15 protein-coding genes and 1 riboswitch are annotated in these 15,333 nt (G+C 46.4%); of the genes, 10 read left to right on the plus strand and 5 right to left on the minus strand.

What is annotated here, in order from left to right; genetic code table 11:
- Position 1 precedes the first annotated feature (1 nt).
- Positions 2 to 586, minus strand: coding sequence for an electron transport complex subunit RsxB (gene rsxB / locus IFO68_RS06470; RefSeq protein ID WP_027252797.1), 585 nt, complete (start codon positions 584 to 586; stop codon positions 2 to 4).
- Between the two features lie 2 nt (positions 587 to 588).
- Entirely contained in the window at positions 589 to 1,170 is a 582-nt protein-coding gene (gene rsxA / locus IFO68_RS06475) for an electron transport complex subunit RsxA (RefSeq protein ID WP_120511351.1), read from the minus strand.
- Positions 1,171 to 1,834: 664 nt separating this feature from the next.
- On the opposite strand from rsxA, the gene uvrB reads away from it, so the two are divergent.
- From uvrB to IFO68_RS06490, 3 genes are all read left to right on the plus strand, one after another.
- The gene (gene uvrB / locus IFO68_RS06480) at positions 1,835 to 3,856 is read left to right on the plus strand and encodes an excinuclease ABC subunit UvrB (protein ID WP_192015148.1); all 2,022 of its coding nucleotides are present in this window, start codon (positions 1,835 to 1,837) and stop codon (positions 3,854 to 3,856) included.
- A gap of 384 nt (positions 3,857 to 4,240) precedes the next feature.
- The gene (gene luxO / locus IFO68_RS06485) at positions 4,241 to 5,692 is read left to right on the plus strand and encodes a quorum-sensing sigma-54 dependent transcriptional regulator LuxO (RefSeq protein WP_225445094.1); all 1,452 of its coding nucleotides are present in this window, start codon (positions 4,241 to 4,243) and stop codon (positions 5,690 to 5,692) included.
- Entirely contained in the window at positions 5,693 to 6,052 is a 360-nt protein-coding gene (locus IFO68_RS06490; protein WP_192015149.1) for an Hpt domain-containing protein, read from the plus strand.
- On the opposite strand, the gene yvcK is transcribed toward IFO68_RS06490, so the two are convergent.
- The 3 genes from yvcK to IFO68_RS06505 all read right to left on the minus strand — a co-directional run bounded on the left by yvcK (position 6,014) and on the right by IFO68_RS06505 (position 8,064).
- Positions 6,014 to 6,913: a uridine diphosphate-N-acetylglucosamine-binding protein YvcK gene (gene yvcK, locus IFO68_RS06495; protein WP_192015150.1), complete on the minus strand. Its 900-nt coding sequence runs from the start codon at positions 6,911 to 6,913 to the stop codon at positions 6,014 to 6,016. The genes IFO68_RS06490 and yvcK overlap by 39 nt on opposite strands.
- A gap of 141 nt (positions 6,914 to 7,054) precedes the next feature.
- The gene (locus IFO68_RS06500) at positions 7,055 to 7,630 is read right to left on the minus strand and encodes an LON peptidase substrate-binding domain-containing protein (RefSeq protein WP_027252791.1); all 576 of its coding nucleotides are present in this window, start codon (positions 7,628 to 7,630) and stop codon (positions 7,055 to 7,057) included.
- A 206-nt stretch (positions 7,631 to 7,836) separates the two neighbouring features.
- Positions 7,837 to 8,064, minus strand: coding sequence for a hypothetical protein (locus IFO68_RS06505; protein WP_027252790.1), 228 nt, complete (start codon positions 8,062 to 8,064; stop codon positions 7,837 to 7,839).
- A gap of 204 nt (positions 8,065 to 8,268) precedes the next feature.
- Positions 8,269 to 8,435: riboswitch (molybdenum cofactor riboswitch) on the plus strand.
- Between IFO68_RS06505 and moaA the strand changes: the two genes are divergently transcribed.
- The 7 genes from moaA (at position 8,424) to IFO68_RS06540 (ending at position 15,273) form a co-directional block, all read left to right on the plus strand.
- The gene (gene moaA, locus IFO68_RS06510) at positions 8,424 to 9,413 is read left to right on the plus strand and encodes a GTP 3',8-cyclase MoaA (protein ID WP_192015151.1); all 990 of its coding nucleotides are present in this window, start codon (positions 8,424 to 8,426) and stop codon (positions 9,411 to 9,413) included. Its footprint overlaps the riboswitch before it by 12 nt.
- A gap of 36 nt (positions 9,414 to 9,449) precedes the next feature.
- A complete protein-coding gene (gene moaC / locus IFO68_RS06515; RefSeq protein ID WP_192015152.1) occupies positions 9,450 to 9,950 on the plus strand; it encodes a cyclic pyranopterin monophosphate synthase MoaC in 501 nt (166 codons plus the stop codon).
- A complete protein-coding gene (moaD, locus tag IFO68_RS06520; protein WP_192015153.1) occupies positions 9,947 to 10,192 on the plus strand; it encodes a molybdopterin synthase sulfur carrier subunit in 246 nt (81 codons plus the stop codon). The genes moaC and moaD overlap by 4 nt, the downstream gene beginning before the upstream one ends.
- A 3-nt stretch (positions 10,193 to 10,195) precedes the next feature.
- The gene (moaE, locus tag IFO68_RS06525) at positions 10,196 to 10,651 is read left to right on the plus strand and encodes a molybdopterin synthase catalytic subunit MoaE (protein ID WP_192015154.1); all 456 of its coding nucleotides are present in this window, start codon (positions 10,196 to 10,198) and stop codon (positions 10,649 to 10,651) included.
- 643 nt (positions 10,652 to 11,294) lie between these two features.
- On the plus strand, positions 11,295 to 12,377 hold the full coding sequence (locus tag IFO68_RS06530; protein ID WP_192015155.1) for a porin: 1,083 nt from the start codon (positions 11,295 to 11,297) through the stop codon (positions 12,375 to 12,377).
- Positions 12,378 to 13,015: 638 nt separating this feature from the next.
- A complete protein-coding gene (locus IFO68_RS06535) occupies positions 13,016 to 13,189 on the plus strand; it encodes a hypothetical protein (protein ID WP_192015156.1) in 174 nt (57 codons plus the stop codon).
- Positions 13,190 to 13,641: 452 nt separating this feature from the next.
- Complete coding sequence (locus IFO68_RS06540) at positions 13,642 to 15,273, plus strand: ABC transporter substrate-binding protein (RefSeq protein ID WP_192015157.1); 1,632 nt, start codon at positions 13,642 to 13,644, stop codon at positions 15,271 to 15,273.
- Positions 15,274 to 15,333 lie beyond the last annotated feature (60 nt).

Below are 15,333 nucleotides of genomic sequence, written 5' to 3' on the forward strand. Positions count from 1 at the left end.
GTTATTCTACCTTATTACCGTGGTGCTCAGTGGCAGGAAGATTGACCACGGGTATTTGATCCAGATTCCAGCGCCAGCTTTCAGGCGTAGATTCAACCGGGATCATCTCAATGCAATCCGTCGGGCAGGGGGCAACGCAGAGATCACAGCCAGTACATTCATCTTTGATAACGGTATGCAGGGCTTTTGTTGCACCTGCGATAGCATCAACCGGACAGGCCTGGATACACTTGGTACAGCCGATACACATGTCCTCATGAATAAAGGCCACCTTTTTAATGCTTTTTTCTGCGTCATGGGCTGAATCTTTGACTTCAACACCCATTAAATCGGCCAGCTTTTCTATGGTCGCCTGTCCACCCGGAGGGCACTTGTTGATTTCATCGCCATTGGCTATCGCCTCGGCATAAGGACGACAGCCCGGATAGCCGCACTGACCACATTGGGTCTGTGGCAGGATGGCATCGATTTGTTCAACAACTGGATCCGATTCAACTTTGAAGCGAACAGCGGCAAAGCCCAGGATCAGGCCAAAAATCGCAGCAAGGACAGCGATAGCTATAATGGCAATTAAGATTCCGCTCATAATTACAGTTTAACCAGTCCGGTGAAGCCCATAAAGGCGAGCGACATCAGCCCCGCCGTTATCATAGCAATGGATGCGCCTTTAAATGGTGAGGGGACATCGGCAGCCGCGATACGTTCACGCATGGCAGCAAAGAGCACGAGCACCAGAGAAAAACCGACAGCGGCGCCAAATCCGTACACCACGGATTCAATGAAATTATGACGTTCATTGATATTGAGCAGAGCAACACCCAGCACGGCACAGTTGGTCGTGATTAAGGGCAGAAAAATGCCCAGTAACCGATACAGTGTCGGACTGGTTTTGTGTACCACCATTTCTGTGAACTGAACGACGACCGCAATCACAAGAATAAAGCTGAGTGTGCGCAGGTACTGAATGCCTAAAGGCTGCAAAATGTAAGCTTCGACCAAATACGCACTCACAGAGGCGAGTGTGAGAACAAACGTCGTGGCGAGCCCCATACCAATGGCGGTTTCCAGTTTTTTAGACACCCCCATAAACGGGCAGAGTCCCAGAAATTTGACCAAAACGAAGTTGTTGACCAGTACGGTGCCGATCAGAAGTAACAGGTATTCCGTCATACCAACTTTTTTATGCTTGCCAGTGAGCGGTACATTATCTGCCTTTGTGACGGCTATAACAACTCCTCAGCCAAAGGGTTTTTCAAGTTTGTTGTTCTTTTAGCCGAATTGAGGCGTAAATCGCTCCCAAATAGTCTCGCGTCAGAACAGGAAAAAATGACTTGATCTTTGCTAAACCAGAAGAGACAAGGGGTTGGGCTACTTATCCACGGAAACTGTGGATAACTGTGTTGATTGTGGTCGGGTAAACGGCAAACCGGAGCTCTTCCTTTCTGAGTAATCTATTTGTAATCGATATCATAGTGAGCAGATAAGCTGCTGTTTCAGAGGAGCAAGAAAGAAAACGATAAAGCTGAAAAAATCAAATTAGATTTTTAGCTCTACATCAGATTTCATAATCAGGAGACTGTGAATGAAAAAATGCTGTTTGAGGATAAGCTGTGGATGGTGATCTATTCGCAGTGCGTATAATTTAGCTGGAAATTTGACATCAACTATCACTTTTTTGACAGTGATCAGTCAGCAGGGAGGTCACTGAGGCGCATGATGTTACGTCGACATTTTGTCTGGGTCAATAGCTGATTTCACCTTTCTTGGTTGACAAGTATATCGGTGGCCTCACAATGGAATCAGATCCTATTACCTGAACTTTTCGGATGGTGTCATGAGTAAATCCTTCAATCTGGCTTCTGCATTTGCCCCGGCCGGGGATCAGCCGACAGCCATACAACAGTTATTGGAAGGTCTGGATTCCGGTCTGGCACACCAAACCCTGCTGGGTGTCACTGGCTCAGGGAAAACATTTACTATGGCAAATGTCATTGCCAGCGCCGACAGGCCGACTCTGATACTTGCACCTAATAAGACTTTGGCGGCGCAGCTTTACGGGGAAATGAAAGAGTTCTTTCCTGATAATGCGGTTGAGTATTTTGTCTCTTACTACGATTATTACCAGCCAGAGGCATATGTTCCTTCTACGGACACTTTCATAGAAAAAGATTCTTCTGTGAATGCGCATATCGAACAGATGCGTTTATCCGCTACGAAAGCGTTAATGGAGCGCCGGGATGTGGTGATTATTGCCTCTGTATCGGCTATCTATGGTTTGGGCGATCCAGACTCTTATCTGAAAATGATGTTGCATGTGCGGCGTGGTGACATGCTGGATCAGCGAGATATTCTGCGACGGTTGGCGGAACTGCAGTATACACGCAATGATCTTGCCTTTGAGCGTGGCAACTTTAGGGTAAGAGGCGAGGTGATCGATATCTTTCCTGCTGAATCCGATCATGACGCGATTCGTATTGAGCTGTTTGATGATGAAGTGGATTGCATCAGCCGGTTTGACCCGCTGACCGGCGCGATCATTCAAAAAGATATGCCGCGGGCGACTATCTATCCTAAGACCCACTATGTTACGCCTCGCGAACGTATCCTTGAGGCGGTTGAAAAAATCAAAGTCGATCTGGCTATTCGTCGTCAGCAGCTTATTGACAATAATAAGCTGGTGGAAGAGCAGCGAATTGCTCAGCGCACGCAGTTTGATCTGGAGATGATGCATGAGCTTGGCTTTTGCTCTGGTATCGAAAACTATTCACGCTATCTCAGCGGCCGTGCCGAAGGCGAGCCGCCGCCAACGCTTTTTGATTATCTGCCGCCTGACGGCTTACTGATTATTGATGAGTCGCACGTGACTGTCTCCCAGATCGGCGCTATGTACAGAGGAGACCGTTCCCGTAAGGAAAATCTTGTTGAGTACGGTTTCCGCCTTCCTTCCGCCCTTGATAACCGGCCTTTGAAGTTTGAAGAGTTCGAGTCTTTGGCGCCTCAGACGATTTATGTCTCTGCCACGCCCGGCGATTATGAAAAAAATAAATCCGGTAATGATATTGCGGAGCAGGTTGTCCGTCCGACAGGATTGTTGGACCCAATCATTGAAGTCAGACCGGTTTCTACGCAGGTTGACGATTTGTTGTCGGAAATCCGGCTCCGTGCAGCGATCAATGAGCGGGTGCTGGTGACCACCCTGACCAAACGTATGGCCGAGGATCTTACTGAATACCTGGATGAGCATGGCGTCAGGGTCAGATACCTGCATTCAGACATAGATACTGTCGAAAGGGTCGAGATCATTCGTGATTTACGCTTGGGTGAATTTGATGTGCTGGTCGGGATTAACCTGCTGCGAGAAGGTCTGGATATGCCGGAAGTGTCTTTGGTGGCCATTCTGGATGCCGATAAAGAAGGTTTTCTGCGCTCTGAGCGTTCACTGATTCAGACCATTGGCCGGGCTGCACGCAACCTGTCGGGTAAAGCCATTCTTTATGCCGACCGCATCACGGGGTCAATGCAGCGTGCAATGTCTGAAACCGAACGGCGCCGGGAAAAGCAGGATGCGTATAACAGGGAAAGAGGTATCGAACCTAAGGCTCTGAATAAGCAAGTTGCGGATATCATGGAACTGGGTAAAGGACGTACACGCCGAGCCAGTAAAGCGGAGCAGTTACATAAAGTGGCGGAACGCCGGGGTAGCTATAACCTGATGTCTCCGCAGGAACTGGAAACTGAGATCCAGAAACTGGAAGCGCAAATGTATGATATGGCACAGGAACTGGAATTTGAGAAAGCGGCACAGCTACGTGATCAAATTCATTCGCTTCGCGAGCAGTTCATCGCTAACAGCTGAAAGGGCCTCCCAGTCTGAGGGTGGCTTCCTGCGACCCTTCCACTGAAACGCAGCCAAAAAAAAAGCCAACCGTAAATCGTTCGGTTGGCATCATTGTTTAAGTGAAATATTCCACAAACAACGTCAGTTGGCTAGGTTGACTCTATCAGAGTCGATTATATTAATGCAGCAAGCGTGCCAACTTTTTAAAGTGCCTCGGAAAGTGATTATTTGGGATTTCTGGTCACCATGTCTGCACAAAAAAGTTATACTAGAGATAGTTTTTTGCATTTTGCAAACCGATTTGCAATGCGAAATGGTAAATGGCCGATAATACAAAAGTCAGCAGGCAGTAATTTTTTCCAGTGATTACAATTAGATCAGGGAAACTGCGTCGGAGGATAAATGGATAACAAGCTGAAAGCACGACAAGTACTGATGGTAGAAGATACTGCATCAGTTGCGGCCTTGTATAAATCCTACCTTAATCCGTTAGGGTTAGACGTCAAAATAGTCGGTACCGGTGCGGAAGCTCTGGCAGCAATGAAAGACTCGGTGCCTGAGCTGGTACTGTTAGATTTACGATTACCTGATATGACAGGCATGACGGTGCTTGAGCAGGTACGTAAGCATCACCCTAAGTTGCCCGTGGTGATCATGACGGCCCATGGCTCCATTGATGTGGCCGTGGAAGCGATGCGTTATGGCGCTAAAGATTTCCTGATCAAACCCTGCGAAGCGGATCGGCTGCGCATCACGGTGAACAATGCCCTGAAAAATGACAAAAACGACAATAAAGCAATGTCAGTCACTCAAGGCGCACAATATCAAGGGTTTATCGGAACCAGTCTGCCAATGCAGGCGGTGTATCGCGTTATAGAATCCGCAGCATCGAGTAAAGCGACGGTATTTATAACCGGTGAGAGTGGCACAGGCAAAGAAGTGTGTGCTGAAGCCGTTCATGCCGCGAGCCCGCGCGCCAATTGCCCGTTTGTTGCACTGAACTGTGCGGCTATACCCAAAGAACTGATTGAAAGTGAATTGTTCGGCCATGTAAAAGGCGCGTTTACCGGTGCGCTGACAGAAAGACAAGGCGCTGTTGAGCTGGCCAACAAAGGCACCTTGTTTTTGGACGAGCTTTGCGAAATGGATTTGGAATTGCAAAGCAAATTGCTACGGTTTATTCAGACCGGCACGTTTCAGAAGGTGGGTTCTTCCGTAACCAGCTCGGTTGATGTTCGCTTTGTTTGTGCCACCAACCGCAATCCCTGGGAAGAAGTTAAACAAGGGCGGTTTCGTGAAGACCTGTATTACCGCCTGCATGTTATTCCTATCAGTTTGCCGCCGCTTCGTGATCGCAGCGACGATGTTATTGAAATTGCTCATGCTTTGCTGGGGCATATCTCGGTGGAAGAAGGGAAGCGCTTTAGCCGTTTTTCACCAGATGTAATTGAACGCTTCCGTCAGCACACCTGGCCCGGGAATGTGCGTGAGTTGCAAAACGTTATCCGCAACATTGTTGTGCTCAATGATGGCGAAGAAGTACTCGTTCAGATGCTCCCTCCATCCCTCAAGCAAGTTTCTGGCGTTGAAATTGCATCAGTTAGTGCTGTGTCCACATCATCTTTACCGGAACCTGGAACGGTTATCCACAGTTTGGATAGTTTGTCCGTTGCGAGTCCCAGTCAGATTGAACCATTGTGGAAGGTAGAGAAGCGAACAATACAGTCAGCAATCGCAGCCTGTGACGGGAATATCCCCAGAGCTGCCGGTTTACTGGAAGTCAGCCCATCTACTATCTATAGAAAATTACAGGCTTGGCAAGAGGCCGAGAGTAGTCAAAGGGAGAAAGAATAAATGACTGCCATTATTAATGAAGCAACATTAAAACGCTTGGCTGTTGAAGTTGGCCAGGAAACTGTTGCACTCTTGCTTGAAGTTTTCAGCGGCGAGTTAGAGCAATATTTACAGCAATTAACTGAGCAGCCCAGCGTGATGCAAATCCGGGAGATTAGTCATGCGATAAAAAGCAGCGCCGCCAGTTTTGGAGCTGATGAATTAGCCCAAATGGCTCAGGAGTGCGAATCGAGAGTTAAGCAGGGACAAGAGTCCTGGGTCAACGATCACTTACCTGAGCTGCAACAGTTAGTGGGCGACATGGCGCAACAGTACCGGCATTTAGCGTCGGATCAGGAGGCTTTCAACCGCATTTTTTAGCTTCTGCCGGTCATGGCGCCATTCATGGTTGCGGGAGGCAAACTCCCCAACCACCTGGTCATAGCTTTCGTTCAGCTCTGGCCTGTGTTTGTCCGATAAAACACCGTCAATTTTTCTTCCCCCCATCGCCCTTTCGCACCAGTACAACATAGTTTCCAGTGACATACTGCCTGCCGGCCCTTTTTCTTTATCGAGATTGGCTATGAAATAAACGGGTGCATTACAGATTTTCAGTTCATTGGCGAGGTCATTTAACAGCAGTGGCGGCATGATACTGGTCAGAAAACTACCCGGTCCAAGCAAGACAAGATCCGCTTCTTTTATTGCTATTAACGCTTCTTTAGTCGCGGGCACGGAAGGCTCGATAAACAGGCGCTTCGGGATCTGTTGCAGCTCATCAATACTGGTTTCACCGCTAATGATATTGCCGTCGGGTAACCAGGCTGCCAAATCCGTCGGATGTTCTGACATCGGGAGGATCTGAGTCTCCACGTGCAGGATTTCCCGGATCAGGTTAATGGCTTCAAGTGGACGAATACATAAGTTGTCTAAAGCAGTCAGAATGAGATTGCCAAGATTATGTCCGTTCAGATCGCCATTACCTCTGAATCTGTATTCAAATAACATTGAGCCAATAGACGGTTCAGTGATTAACTGATTGATACAGTTTCTGGTATCTCCCCAGGCAATGCCGCCCATGGATGCTCTGATGCGCCCGGTAGAGCCGCCATTGTCAGTGGTCGCCACTATGCCTGTGACATGAGAACCAAAGCAGGAAAGGGAAGACAGAATTCGCCCCAGGCCGTGACCACCGCCGATAGCGACAATTCTGGCAGAGGTTGGAGATACATGGCTGCTCATAGGTTAAGGAATGCTCGTTATTGAATAGTGTGCTGAATGGAAAGTGTACCCAAGGGCGGGCGAGTGGGAAAGTGGCATTCCGCTGCAGTGGAATAAAATGTGCAGCCAGCACTGATTTCAGTGCTGGCTGGCGAACAATGTTCAGTGGTTTTGCTGCATGATGCTCTGAAGATAGTCGTACGTATTCAGGCAATTTGGCGCTGTCAGTAAGGCCTGTTTCTGAAATGCCGGCAGTGGCAGTAATTCAAGCCAGCGCTGGCATAACCAACTGAGATTATTCAGGTATTTCGTCTGATGCAGCTTGTCCAACTCAGGGTGATTGTTAAACATTACCTGAAGTTTTTCAGCCAGTGGTTGCTGATCATCGCGCAGTGTCATATCAGGCCACTGGGGAATGTCTTCAGGATCAGCATAAAACACGCCATTGTCAGCTTGATTTAACGATTTTATCCGGAAATTACTGTGTCCGTATAAGGTCGCGATCAAAGCGCCATCCTGACTTGAAATGTCAAAATCTTCGACAGTCACTCGCGTACCTATGTAACAAAAATGCTGACCATGTTCGTCCTCATCGAACATGCAGATGCCGAAGCCATTGTCAGATGCCAGGGCAACTTTGAATGTCTCCATCTGGCTGCCCGGCGGGATACGCACTGGGATCCGACCGCCTGGCAGGATGTGACGCTGTTGAAATATCAGTGGGATCATGTCACTCATTGTCGGCTCCAATTTTTTCATTTTAGTTGGTCTTTGGTCTCATCGACGTTGCTTAACATACCTACTGCAAATTGGATGCCGGATTTTCATATGCAGTATAGCTCTGTCATAAATTTGCCATCGTTTTGAAATGCAAATCGCTTTGCAAATTGCAAATATCCCTCTGCAAATTGCATGAACAGGTAGCATAACTGTTTGCGGCGATCCTACTTATGATTAGCGATGATTTTCATTGCAGCATCACTGGGTAACAGTTCTAAATGATTTTGCTCGTCAAAATACCAGCCCTTGATTAACCCTTTGCTTCTCATATCGGTAAAGCTGTCTATGACCTGCTTGGCCTGACTGCGGGCAAGATGGGCATCAATCCCTTCTTCCCGTTGTAGATACAAAGCAATGTCTTCAACGGTTGCAGATTCTACAATGTCCGACATAACCCCTCCCTGCCTACATCCGCTCAGATAAAAGAGACTACTCCTTAGTAGTATTGTCGCTTCTGTGGGCTAGGGGTAGACTTAAAAAGGTAATTCTCAATTATTTGTCAATCAGAGCTAAACTCTGGTAATGTGAAATTACAACGCTGTTGTGTGTTTTCTGTGAAGAGTGTGAAAATTCTTTGTAAAATATTCTGACGCATAACTGCCATCAAAACTCCGAGCGACTCTCTTCTAAGTCATGAAGGCATAACGGAATCGTCCATGATAAGAGGGTGTCGCCAGTGACCGGCCTGTGCTGGTTTCACTCAGGGTGAGTTCAGAAATGAGCTGGCCTCCCGTATTTGGAAAGGTGTTCCGTGGCGAAACAATTTGAAGATAACTACCAGCGCAAATTTTATTATTTGCGCCTGTCAATCACTGATGTCTGTAACTTCAGGTGTACTTACTGTCTGCCTGATGGCTATCATCCTGAGCATGGGAAAAAGCCCTCTTTCCTTACCCTGGACGAGATTCGCCGTGTCACGTCGGCCTTTGCTGACTGCGGCACCACCAAAGTAAGGATCACCGGCGGTGAACCGAGCTTGCGGCGGGATTTTACCGACATCATCCATACTGTTGCTTCACAGCCTGGTATCGAAAAAGTGGCAACCACCACCAATGGATACCGGATGGAGAAGCAAGTTCATCAATGGCGCCAGGCCGGGCTGACAAATATTAATGTCAGTGTCGATAGCCTGGATCCCCGCCAGTTCCATCTCATTACGGGTGAAAATCTGTTTCACCAGGTAATGCGAGGTGTCGATGCAGCCTTTGAAGCCGGCTACGAGCAGATCAAAGTGAATACTGTGCTGCTCAAAGGCATGAATGCCGAGCAGTTACCGCAGTTTCTGGCATGGATAAAAGATCGCCGGATTCAGCTTCGCTTCATTGAACTGATGCAGACAGGAGAGATGGATGAGCTGTTCAAACAGCGCCATGTGTCCGGTGTCAGTATTCGTAATACGTTGATAGCCAATGGTTGGCTACTTAAACCCCGCGGGTTGAATGACGGTCCGGCACAGGTTTTCTATCATCCAGATTATCTGGGCGAGATTGGCCTGATCATGCCGTATGAAAAAGGCTTTTGTACCACCTGTAACCGTTTGAGAGTATCGGCGCGGGGTAAGCTGCATCTTTGTCTTTTTGGTGATCATGGTGTTGAGCTGCGTGATTTACTGGCCAGCGATAATCAGCATGATGCTCTGATCGCCAGAATCCGGGGGGGACTGACAGAAAAATCAGTCAGTCATTACCTGCAGGATGGCATTACGGGTATGACGCCGCATCTGGCTTCTATCGGCGGCTGACGCAGTTTTCCCTGATTCAATATTAAAGAGAAACGCATGACAGAACTGACTCATATTAATGCGTCCGGCGAAGCGAATATGGTGGACGTATCGGAAAAAGCGGAAACCGTTCGTGAAGCGAAAGCTGAAGCTTTCGTCACCATGTCGGATAAAACACTGCAATTGATTGTCTCCGGCCAGCATCACAAAGGTGATGTGTTTGCTACCGCCAGAATTGCAGGTATTCAGGCGGCAAAGAAAACCTGGGATCTGATCCCCCTTTGCCATCCACTGCTGTTATCGAAAGTTGAAGTTCAGTTAGAGGCTCAGCCTGAACAGAACAGGGTACGTATTGTCTCTGCCTGTAAGCTGGCAGGGAAAACCGGCGTTGAGATGGAAGCCCTGACGGCGGCATCGGTGGCGGCGTTGACCATCTATGATATGTGTAAAGCGGTACAGAAAGACATGGTTATCGGCCCTGTCAGGTTGCTGGAAAAACGCGGCGGAAAATCCGGCGATTTTCAGGTAACAACGGATATACAGGGAGAGGGCTTATGATTACTGTGCTGTTTTTTGCCCAAGTGCGCGAATTGATCGGTGAAGATAAATTGCAAGTACCGTTTGAGTATCCAACAGCTGAAGACTTACGTGCATTTTTATCATCGCGCGGTGAGAAATGGGCGCTGGCACTGGATAACGATAAATTGTTAGTGGCCGTCAATCAAACTATCTGTCCGTTGGATATCCAACTGAACGACGGCGATGAAGTGGCCTTTTTTCCACCGGTTACCGGGGGGTGAAAGATGACAGATAAGATTTGCGTGCAGGCTGAGGACTTCAGTTTAGCGCAGGAATATCAAGCCTTAGCCGAAGGAAACCAGGCTGGCGCTGTGGTGACTTTCGTCGGCAAAGTCAGGGATATGAACCTGGGCGAATCAGTGTCGACTCTGACTCTTGAACATTATCCTGGCATGACGGAAAAGTCGTTGCTATCTATTGTTGAACAAGCGAAGTCACGCTGGCCGGTTTTGGCTGCAACTGTCATCCATCGGGTTGGTCAGTTAACTGCAGGCGACCAGATAGTGTTTGTCGGGGTATCCAGCGCGCACCGGGGAGCGGCTTTTCAAGCCTGTGAATTCATCATGGATTACCTGAAGACCGAGGCACCTTTCTGGAAGAAAGAGGTCAGGGAAGGTGAAACCAGCTGGGTCGATGCCAGAGAAACGGACCAGCAAGCCAGGCAGCGCTGGCAAAAATAAATGTTAAACCTGATTAATAGGTGTGTCTTCTATTGCCTCCCTGAGACTAGAGTAAAACACCTGTTAATCTATCCGCAACAGTGAAACCATCCTAATAACCCGCATTGAACTGTGATCTCTAGCTGACATATTCTTTGTTAACGTTATTTTACGTTAATATCAAATGCATACCTTTGCTTAAAAAATGCATACCCGATGTATAAAACCAGTCTCCCACTGTAGTGGCGAATTTTTGCTCTACTTATGTTTGTAAACACAGTATTAACAATATAAAGGGTGAAAAATGACACTTTTTTATTGTGCTTAAAAGACCACTAATCTAGAAAGTTCAAAAAAAATATTTATATCTTTTTAATTCTAATTTTATAAGCCTTATAACCAAAAATAATTAAGCTTAGGTTCAGCTTTGTGAATGAAATGATACCCTGCATTCAATGCAATCCTTCTTTTTTGGTTTTTTATTTCATTTAACTGGTTATTTATTCACAGAGGATCGTGATCACGTTTAGCAAATTGGTGGTTTTTTATACTATTATGTTGCGTTGATGTTGAAATGTTCTGTTGCGCCGCTGTTCAGTGCCTGTTAAGTTTTTGTCGTCCTTGGATGGGGCCAAATAACATAAAATCGTTACAGGAATGTAAAATGAAAAAGACACTTTTAGCAGTAGCAATCCCTACCTTATTGATTGCCAACACAGCGAATGCTTATGAGTTGATCAACGAAGAAGGAAAGTTCGTTGATTTTTATGGCCAGCTGCGTACTCAGTTGGAAAAGAAAGAAGATAAAGACGTTACCCTGAACGCGGGTTCTTCACGTGCCGGTGTGAATGCCAAATATGCCGTAAACGAAGACTTAGATGTAGTCGGTTCTGTTGAATTCGGTGTTGGTTATTCTGAAGGTTCATACGATATTAAAAACCGTCTGCATTTTGCAGGCTTTGCAACACAGGCCGGTACTTTTACTTTTGGTCGCCAGTGGATTTCTACTGATGACGTCTGGGGCGCAGATTACTCGTACTTCTTTGGTGGTACAGGTATAGGTCAGACATCTGAAAAGCTATCAGGTGGTCGCCACGATTCAGCGATCAAGTACAAGTTTGAAGGTGAAAACTTCTGGGTGAACTCAACATTCGGTTTGTCTGAAGATGATACCAATGCAGAACTGGGTGAGCTGTATGTAGGTACTACGGTTGCTGGTTTTAATGTTCACGCTGGTGGTGGTTACTACAACGATAAATCTTACAAAGTTGGTTCTCAGACTGTAGGTCAGGATCAGGCTGGCAATGACGTTAAGAAAGATATTAAAGCGGACATTGAAAGCACTTACTTTGAAGCGACTGTTGAACGTTCATTCGGCCCTGCGCTTGTCGGCTTGAGTTACAACAATGGTTCTTTTGAACAAAACGGCACTAACCGTACCATTGACGTAGATAGCTTCATGTTAGCGACTTCTTATAGTATTGCGAGTAATGCAAGCCTTTACGGTGGTTACGAATTTACTAACTTTGATGCAGAAGATGGCACTAATAGTCTGTCAGATGATTACACTGTGATCTATTTAGGTGGTGTTTATCATCTGAACAGCTGGTCTCGCGTTTACGCTGAATACGGGTATGCAGACGGTGCAACTCTTGGTTACAAAAATGATGAAGCTAACATCAATGTTGCTCGCGGCGTGAAAGATGCAGAAAACTCTTTCGCTGTCGGTTACCGTGTTTATTGGTAATCCCTCCGCGTAACTGCAGTTCGTAACTTGCAAATACTACTGCCTTTGAACCCGGTGCCATGGTGCCGGGTTTATGTTTATAAGCAGGTTACAGCAAAAAAGTACAAAACAAAAAATAGCCCCAAATCTGGGGCTATTTCATCACATTAAGAGTAGATAATTACTCTTACATGCTTACTTAATATCTTCTTCTTTCACTTTACGCGCTGGTGGCATGTAGCCATGACGGACTCGTGAAGGGCTGGGGCGTGATGCGCCGCCGGCTGGTCTCATAGTTGCACTCTCGATCACTAACGGAAATATTCAGGAACAGGTTGATTGGCATTTGCCTTCACTGCTGCCAGTAGAATAGCCCTGCCAATATCGGTGATATTAGCGCTAAAAATCTGGCTGAGATACTTGAAAATTGCGTTGAAATGGGGATGTGAAAACAAAATCTAACAGCGTTTTTTTTATGCGCTTTTGTTCTTAAAATCCGCCTTCGGCAGAGCATGAAATTTTGTGCCATAGTTAATATCTGCGGGAAACGGCCGCTGTGGTGTTTGCGCCAACCGTGAAGGCATAATTGTTTTTACCAGCCTGGAATTTTACTGCAGTAAATAACACATTGATTTTCTGTTTTAGCAAAGGAGGGGGGTATGAAGCACAGACGCGTATCGAACAGACGAGTTAAACAGATTCTGGAAGATGCTGGCATTAGAGCCCCATTTTCTGATCAGATGCATGATGATCGAGACATGCAGCGAGAAGGAAAAAGTGAGACGTTTGATGACAGCCACGAACAGTTAAGAACTGAATCAGATCGAAAATAACGATTATTTTGTCTTAGAAAGCGCCAATTTTGGCGCTTTTTTTGTTGCGTTCGATCAAGATTCTAAAAGTTAAAGGTTGCATATTTGTTAAGACTTAAATTCATTCCACATAAAATGATGATTTTGTGACTTGTTATGTTATTAAATTGCACATTTATTCATTTTATCAGTATGTTTAGCTGTATTGACTATTAACGATGAATAAAGTGGATAAATTATCTGTCTGTGTATTTTCAATCGAAACTTTTGTCTTTATTAGTCATTTTTATGAGGTGTGTTCGCTGTTTTGTGATGATTTTATGGCAAATATTGTTAGTTACTGTTAAAGTTTTCAACCAATTCTTCGGCTGTTTTATCATTGTTAATTGGAATAACAATGCATGATAACGGTTATCATTAACCTGGTTGAAGAAAGTCATGGACGCAATGAAATAATGTATTGGAGATAATGCATGTTTAAGAACAAAATTACTCAGGCACTTCTGCTTGGCGCGGGTGTTTCTGCTGCAGCAGCTTCATTTTCTGCAATGGCCGCAAATGTACCGGCTGGTGTGAAACTGGCTGAGAAGCAAGAACTGGTACGTGGTAATGGTACTGAAGTTGCCTCTATCGACCCGCACAAAACGGAAGGTGTGCCGGAGTCCCACGTAATTCGCGATTTGCTGGAAGGTCTGGTTAACCAGGATGGTGACGGAAATACAGTTCCAGGTGTTGCAGAAAACTGGGAAACCAAAGATAACCGCACGTTTATTTTCCACCTGCGCAAAGATGCTAAATGGTCAAACGGTGATCCTGTCACAGCCGGTGACTTCGTATACAGCTTCAAGCGTGCGGTAGATCCTGCTACTGCTTCCCCTTATTCATGGTATCTGGAAATGACGACCATGAAGAATGCTGCAGATATTATTGCTGGGAAGAAAGAAGTTAGCTCGCTGGGTGTTTTCGCAGTAGATGACAACACACTGCGCATCGAGCTTGAGCAGGCCGTTCCTTACTTCGTTAAGATGATGGGCCACACCACAGTGAAACCCGTCAACCAGAAAGTGGTTGAAAAATTTGGTGATGACTGGACCAAGCCAGAAAACTTCGTGGGTAACGGTGCTTACGTAATGGACAACTGGGTTGTGAATGAACGCATCGAAATGAAGCGCAACCCTTACTACTGGGATAACGAGCACACTGTCATCGACAAAGTGACTTACCTGCCAATCGAAAACCAGGTTGCAGAAATGAACCGTTTCCTGGCCGGTGAAATTGATATCACCAACGAATTGCCCAATGAGCATTTCCGTCGCCTGGAAAAAGAGCACCCTGAAGATGTGGCTATCTCGGGTAACCTGTGTTCTTACTACTATGGTTTTAACAACGAAAAAGCACCATTCAATGATGTGCGTGTGCGTAAAGCCCTGTCTTTCGCGATTGACCGTGACATCATCACTAAAGCACTGCTGGGCCAGGGCCAGAAACCGGCTTACTTCCTGACACCGGAAATCACAGCTGGCTTTGATCCGGTTGCGCCAGAATATGCGGGTATGACGCAGAAAGAGCGTGTGGCGAAAGCCAAAGAACTGCTGAAAGAAGCAGGTTTCGACAGCAGCAACCCGCTGAACTTTACACTGCTCTATAACACCTCAGAAAACCACAAGAAAATTGCAGTTGCTATCGCCTCAATGTGGAAGAAGAGCCTGGGTGTGACCGCTGAGCTGGAAAATCAGGAGTGGAAGACCTACCTGGACAACCGTCGTCAGGGTAATTTCTCTGTCACACGTGCCGGTTGGTGTGGTGACTATAATGAAGCATCGAGCTTCCTGTCTCTGATGCAAAGCAACAACTCTTCAAATGATCCTCGCTATCACAGCAAAGCGTACGACGACATCATGGCAAAAGCTCTTGACTCAACGTCTGATGCTGAGCGTGAAGCACTGTACGTCGAGGCTGAAAAACTGCTGGCGAAAGATATGCCAATCGCGCCTATCTATCAGTACGTGAAAGCACGTCTTGTGAACCCGAAAGTGGGTGGTTACCCACGTAATAATGCGGAAGACAAGATGTTCACCAAAGACATGTACATCATTGCTGAATAATAAACAGTAAGAATCAAAAATATAAGACTAGCCCGCATCTCCTCCTCAGTAGGGTGAGGA

It is taken from the genome of Photobacterium arenosum, assembly GCF_014841115.1.
GTDB classification, from domain to species: Bacteria; Pseudomonadota; Gammaproteobacteria; order Enterobacterales; family Vibrionaceae; genus Photobacterium; species Photobacterium arenosum.

What these genes read in the sequence shown, in the direction of transcription:
- rsxB (WP_027252797.1), bottom strand. Translation starts at nt 586, where the DNA reads ATGAGCGGAATCTTAATTGCCATTATAGCTATCGCTGTCCTTGCTGCG.
- moaE (WP_192015154.1), top strand. Translation starts at nt 10,196, where the DNA reads ATGACAGATAAGATTTGCGTGCAGGCTGAGGACTTCAGTTTAGCGCAG.
- uvrB (WP_192015148.1), top strand. Translation starts at nt 1,835, where the DNA reads ATGAGTAAATCCTTCAATCTGGCTTCTGCATTTGCCCCGGCCGGGGAT.
- IFO68_RS06490 (WP_192015149.1), top strand. Translation starts at nt 5,693, where the DNA reads ATGACTGCCATTATTAATGAAGCAACATTAAAACGCTTGGCTGTTGAA.
- IFO68_RS06500 (WP_027252791.1), bottom strand. Translation starts at nt 7,630, where the DNA reads ATGAGTGACATGATCCCACTGATATTTCAACAGCGTCACATCCTGCCA.
- moaC (WP_192015152.1), top strand. Translation starts at nt 9,450, where the DNA reads ATGACAGAACTGACTCATATTAATGCGTCCGGCGAAGCGAATATGGTG.
- IFO68_RS06530 (WP_192015155.1), top strand. Translation starts at nt 11,295, where the DNA reads ATGAAAAAGACACTTTTAGCAGTAGCAATCCCTACCTTATTGATTGCC.
- IFO68_RS06540 (WP_192015157.1), top strand. Translation starts at nt 13,642, where the DNA reads ATGTTTAAGAACAAAATTACTCAGGCACTTCTGCTTGGCGCGGGTGTT.
- IFO68_RS06535 (WP_192015156.1), top strand. Translation starts at nt 13,016, where the DNA reads ATGAAGCACAGACGCGTATCGAACAGACGAGTTAAACAGATTCTGGAA.
- luxO (WP_225445094.1), top strand. Translation starts at nt 4,241, where the DNA reads ATGGATAACAAGCTGAAAGCACGACAAGTACTGATGGTAGAAGATACT.
- IFO68_RS06505 (WP_027252790.1), bottom strand. Translation starts at nt 8,064, where the DNA reads ATGTCGGACATTGTAGAATCTGCAACCGTTGAAGACATTGCTTTGTAT.
- yvcK (WP_192015150.1), bottom strand. Translation starts at nt 6,913, where the DNA reads ATGAGCAGCCATGTATCTCCAACCTCTGCCAGAATTGTCGCTATCGGC.
- rsxA (WP_120511351.1), bottom strand. Translation starts at nt 1,170, where the DNA reads ATGACGGAATACCTGTTACTTCTGATCGGCACCGTACTGGTCAACAAC.
- moaD (WP_192015153.1), top strand. Translation starts at nt 9,947, where the DNA reads ATGATTACTGTGCTGTTTTTTGCCCAAGTGCGCGAATTGATCGGTGAA.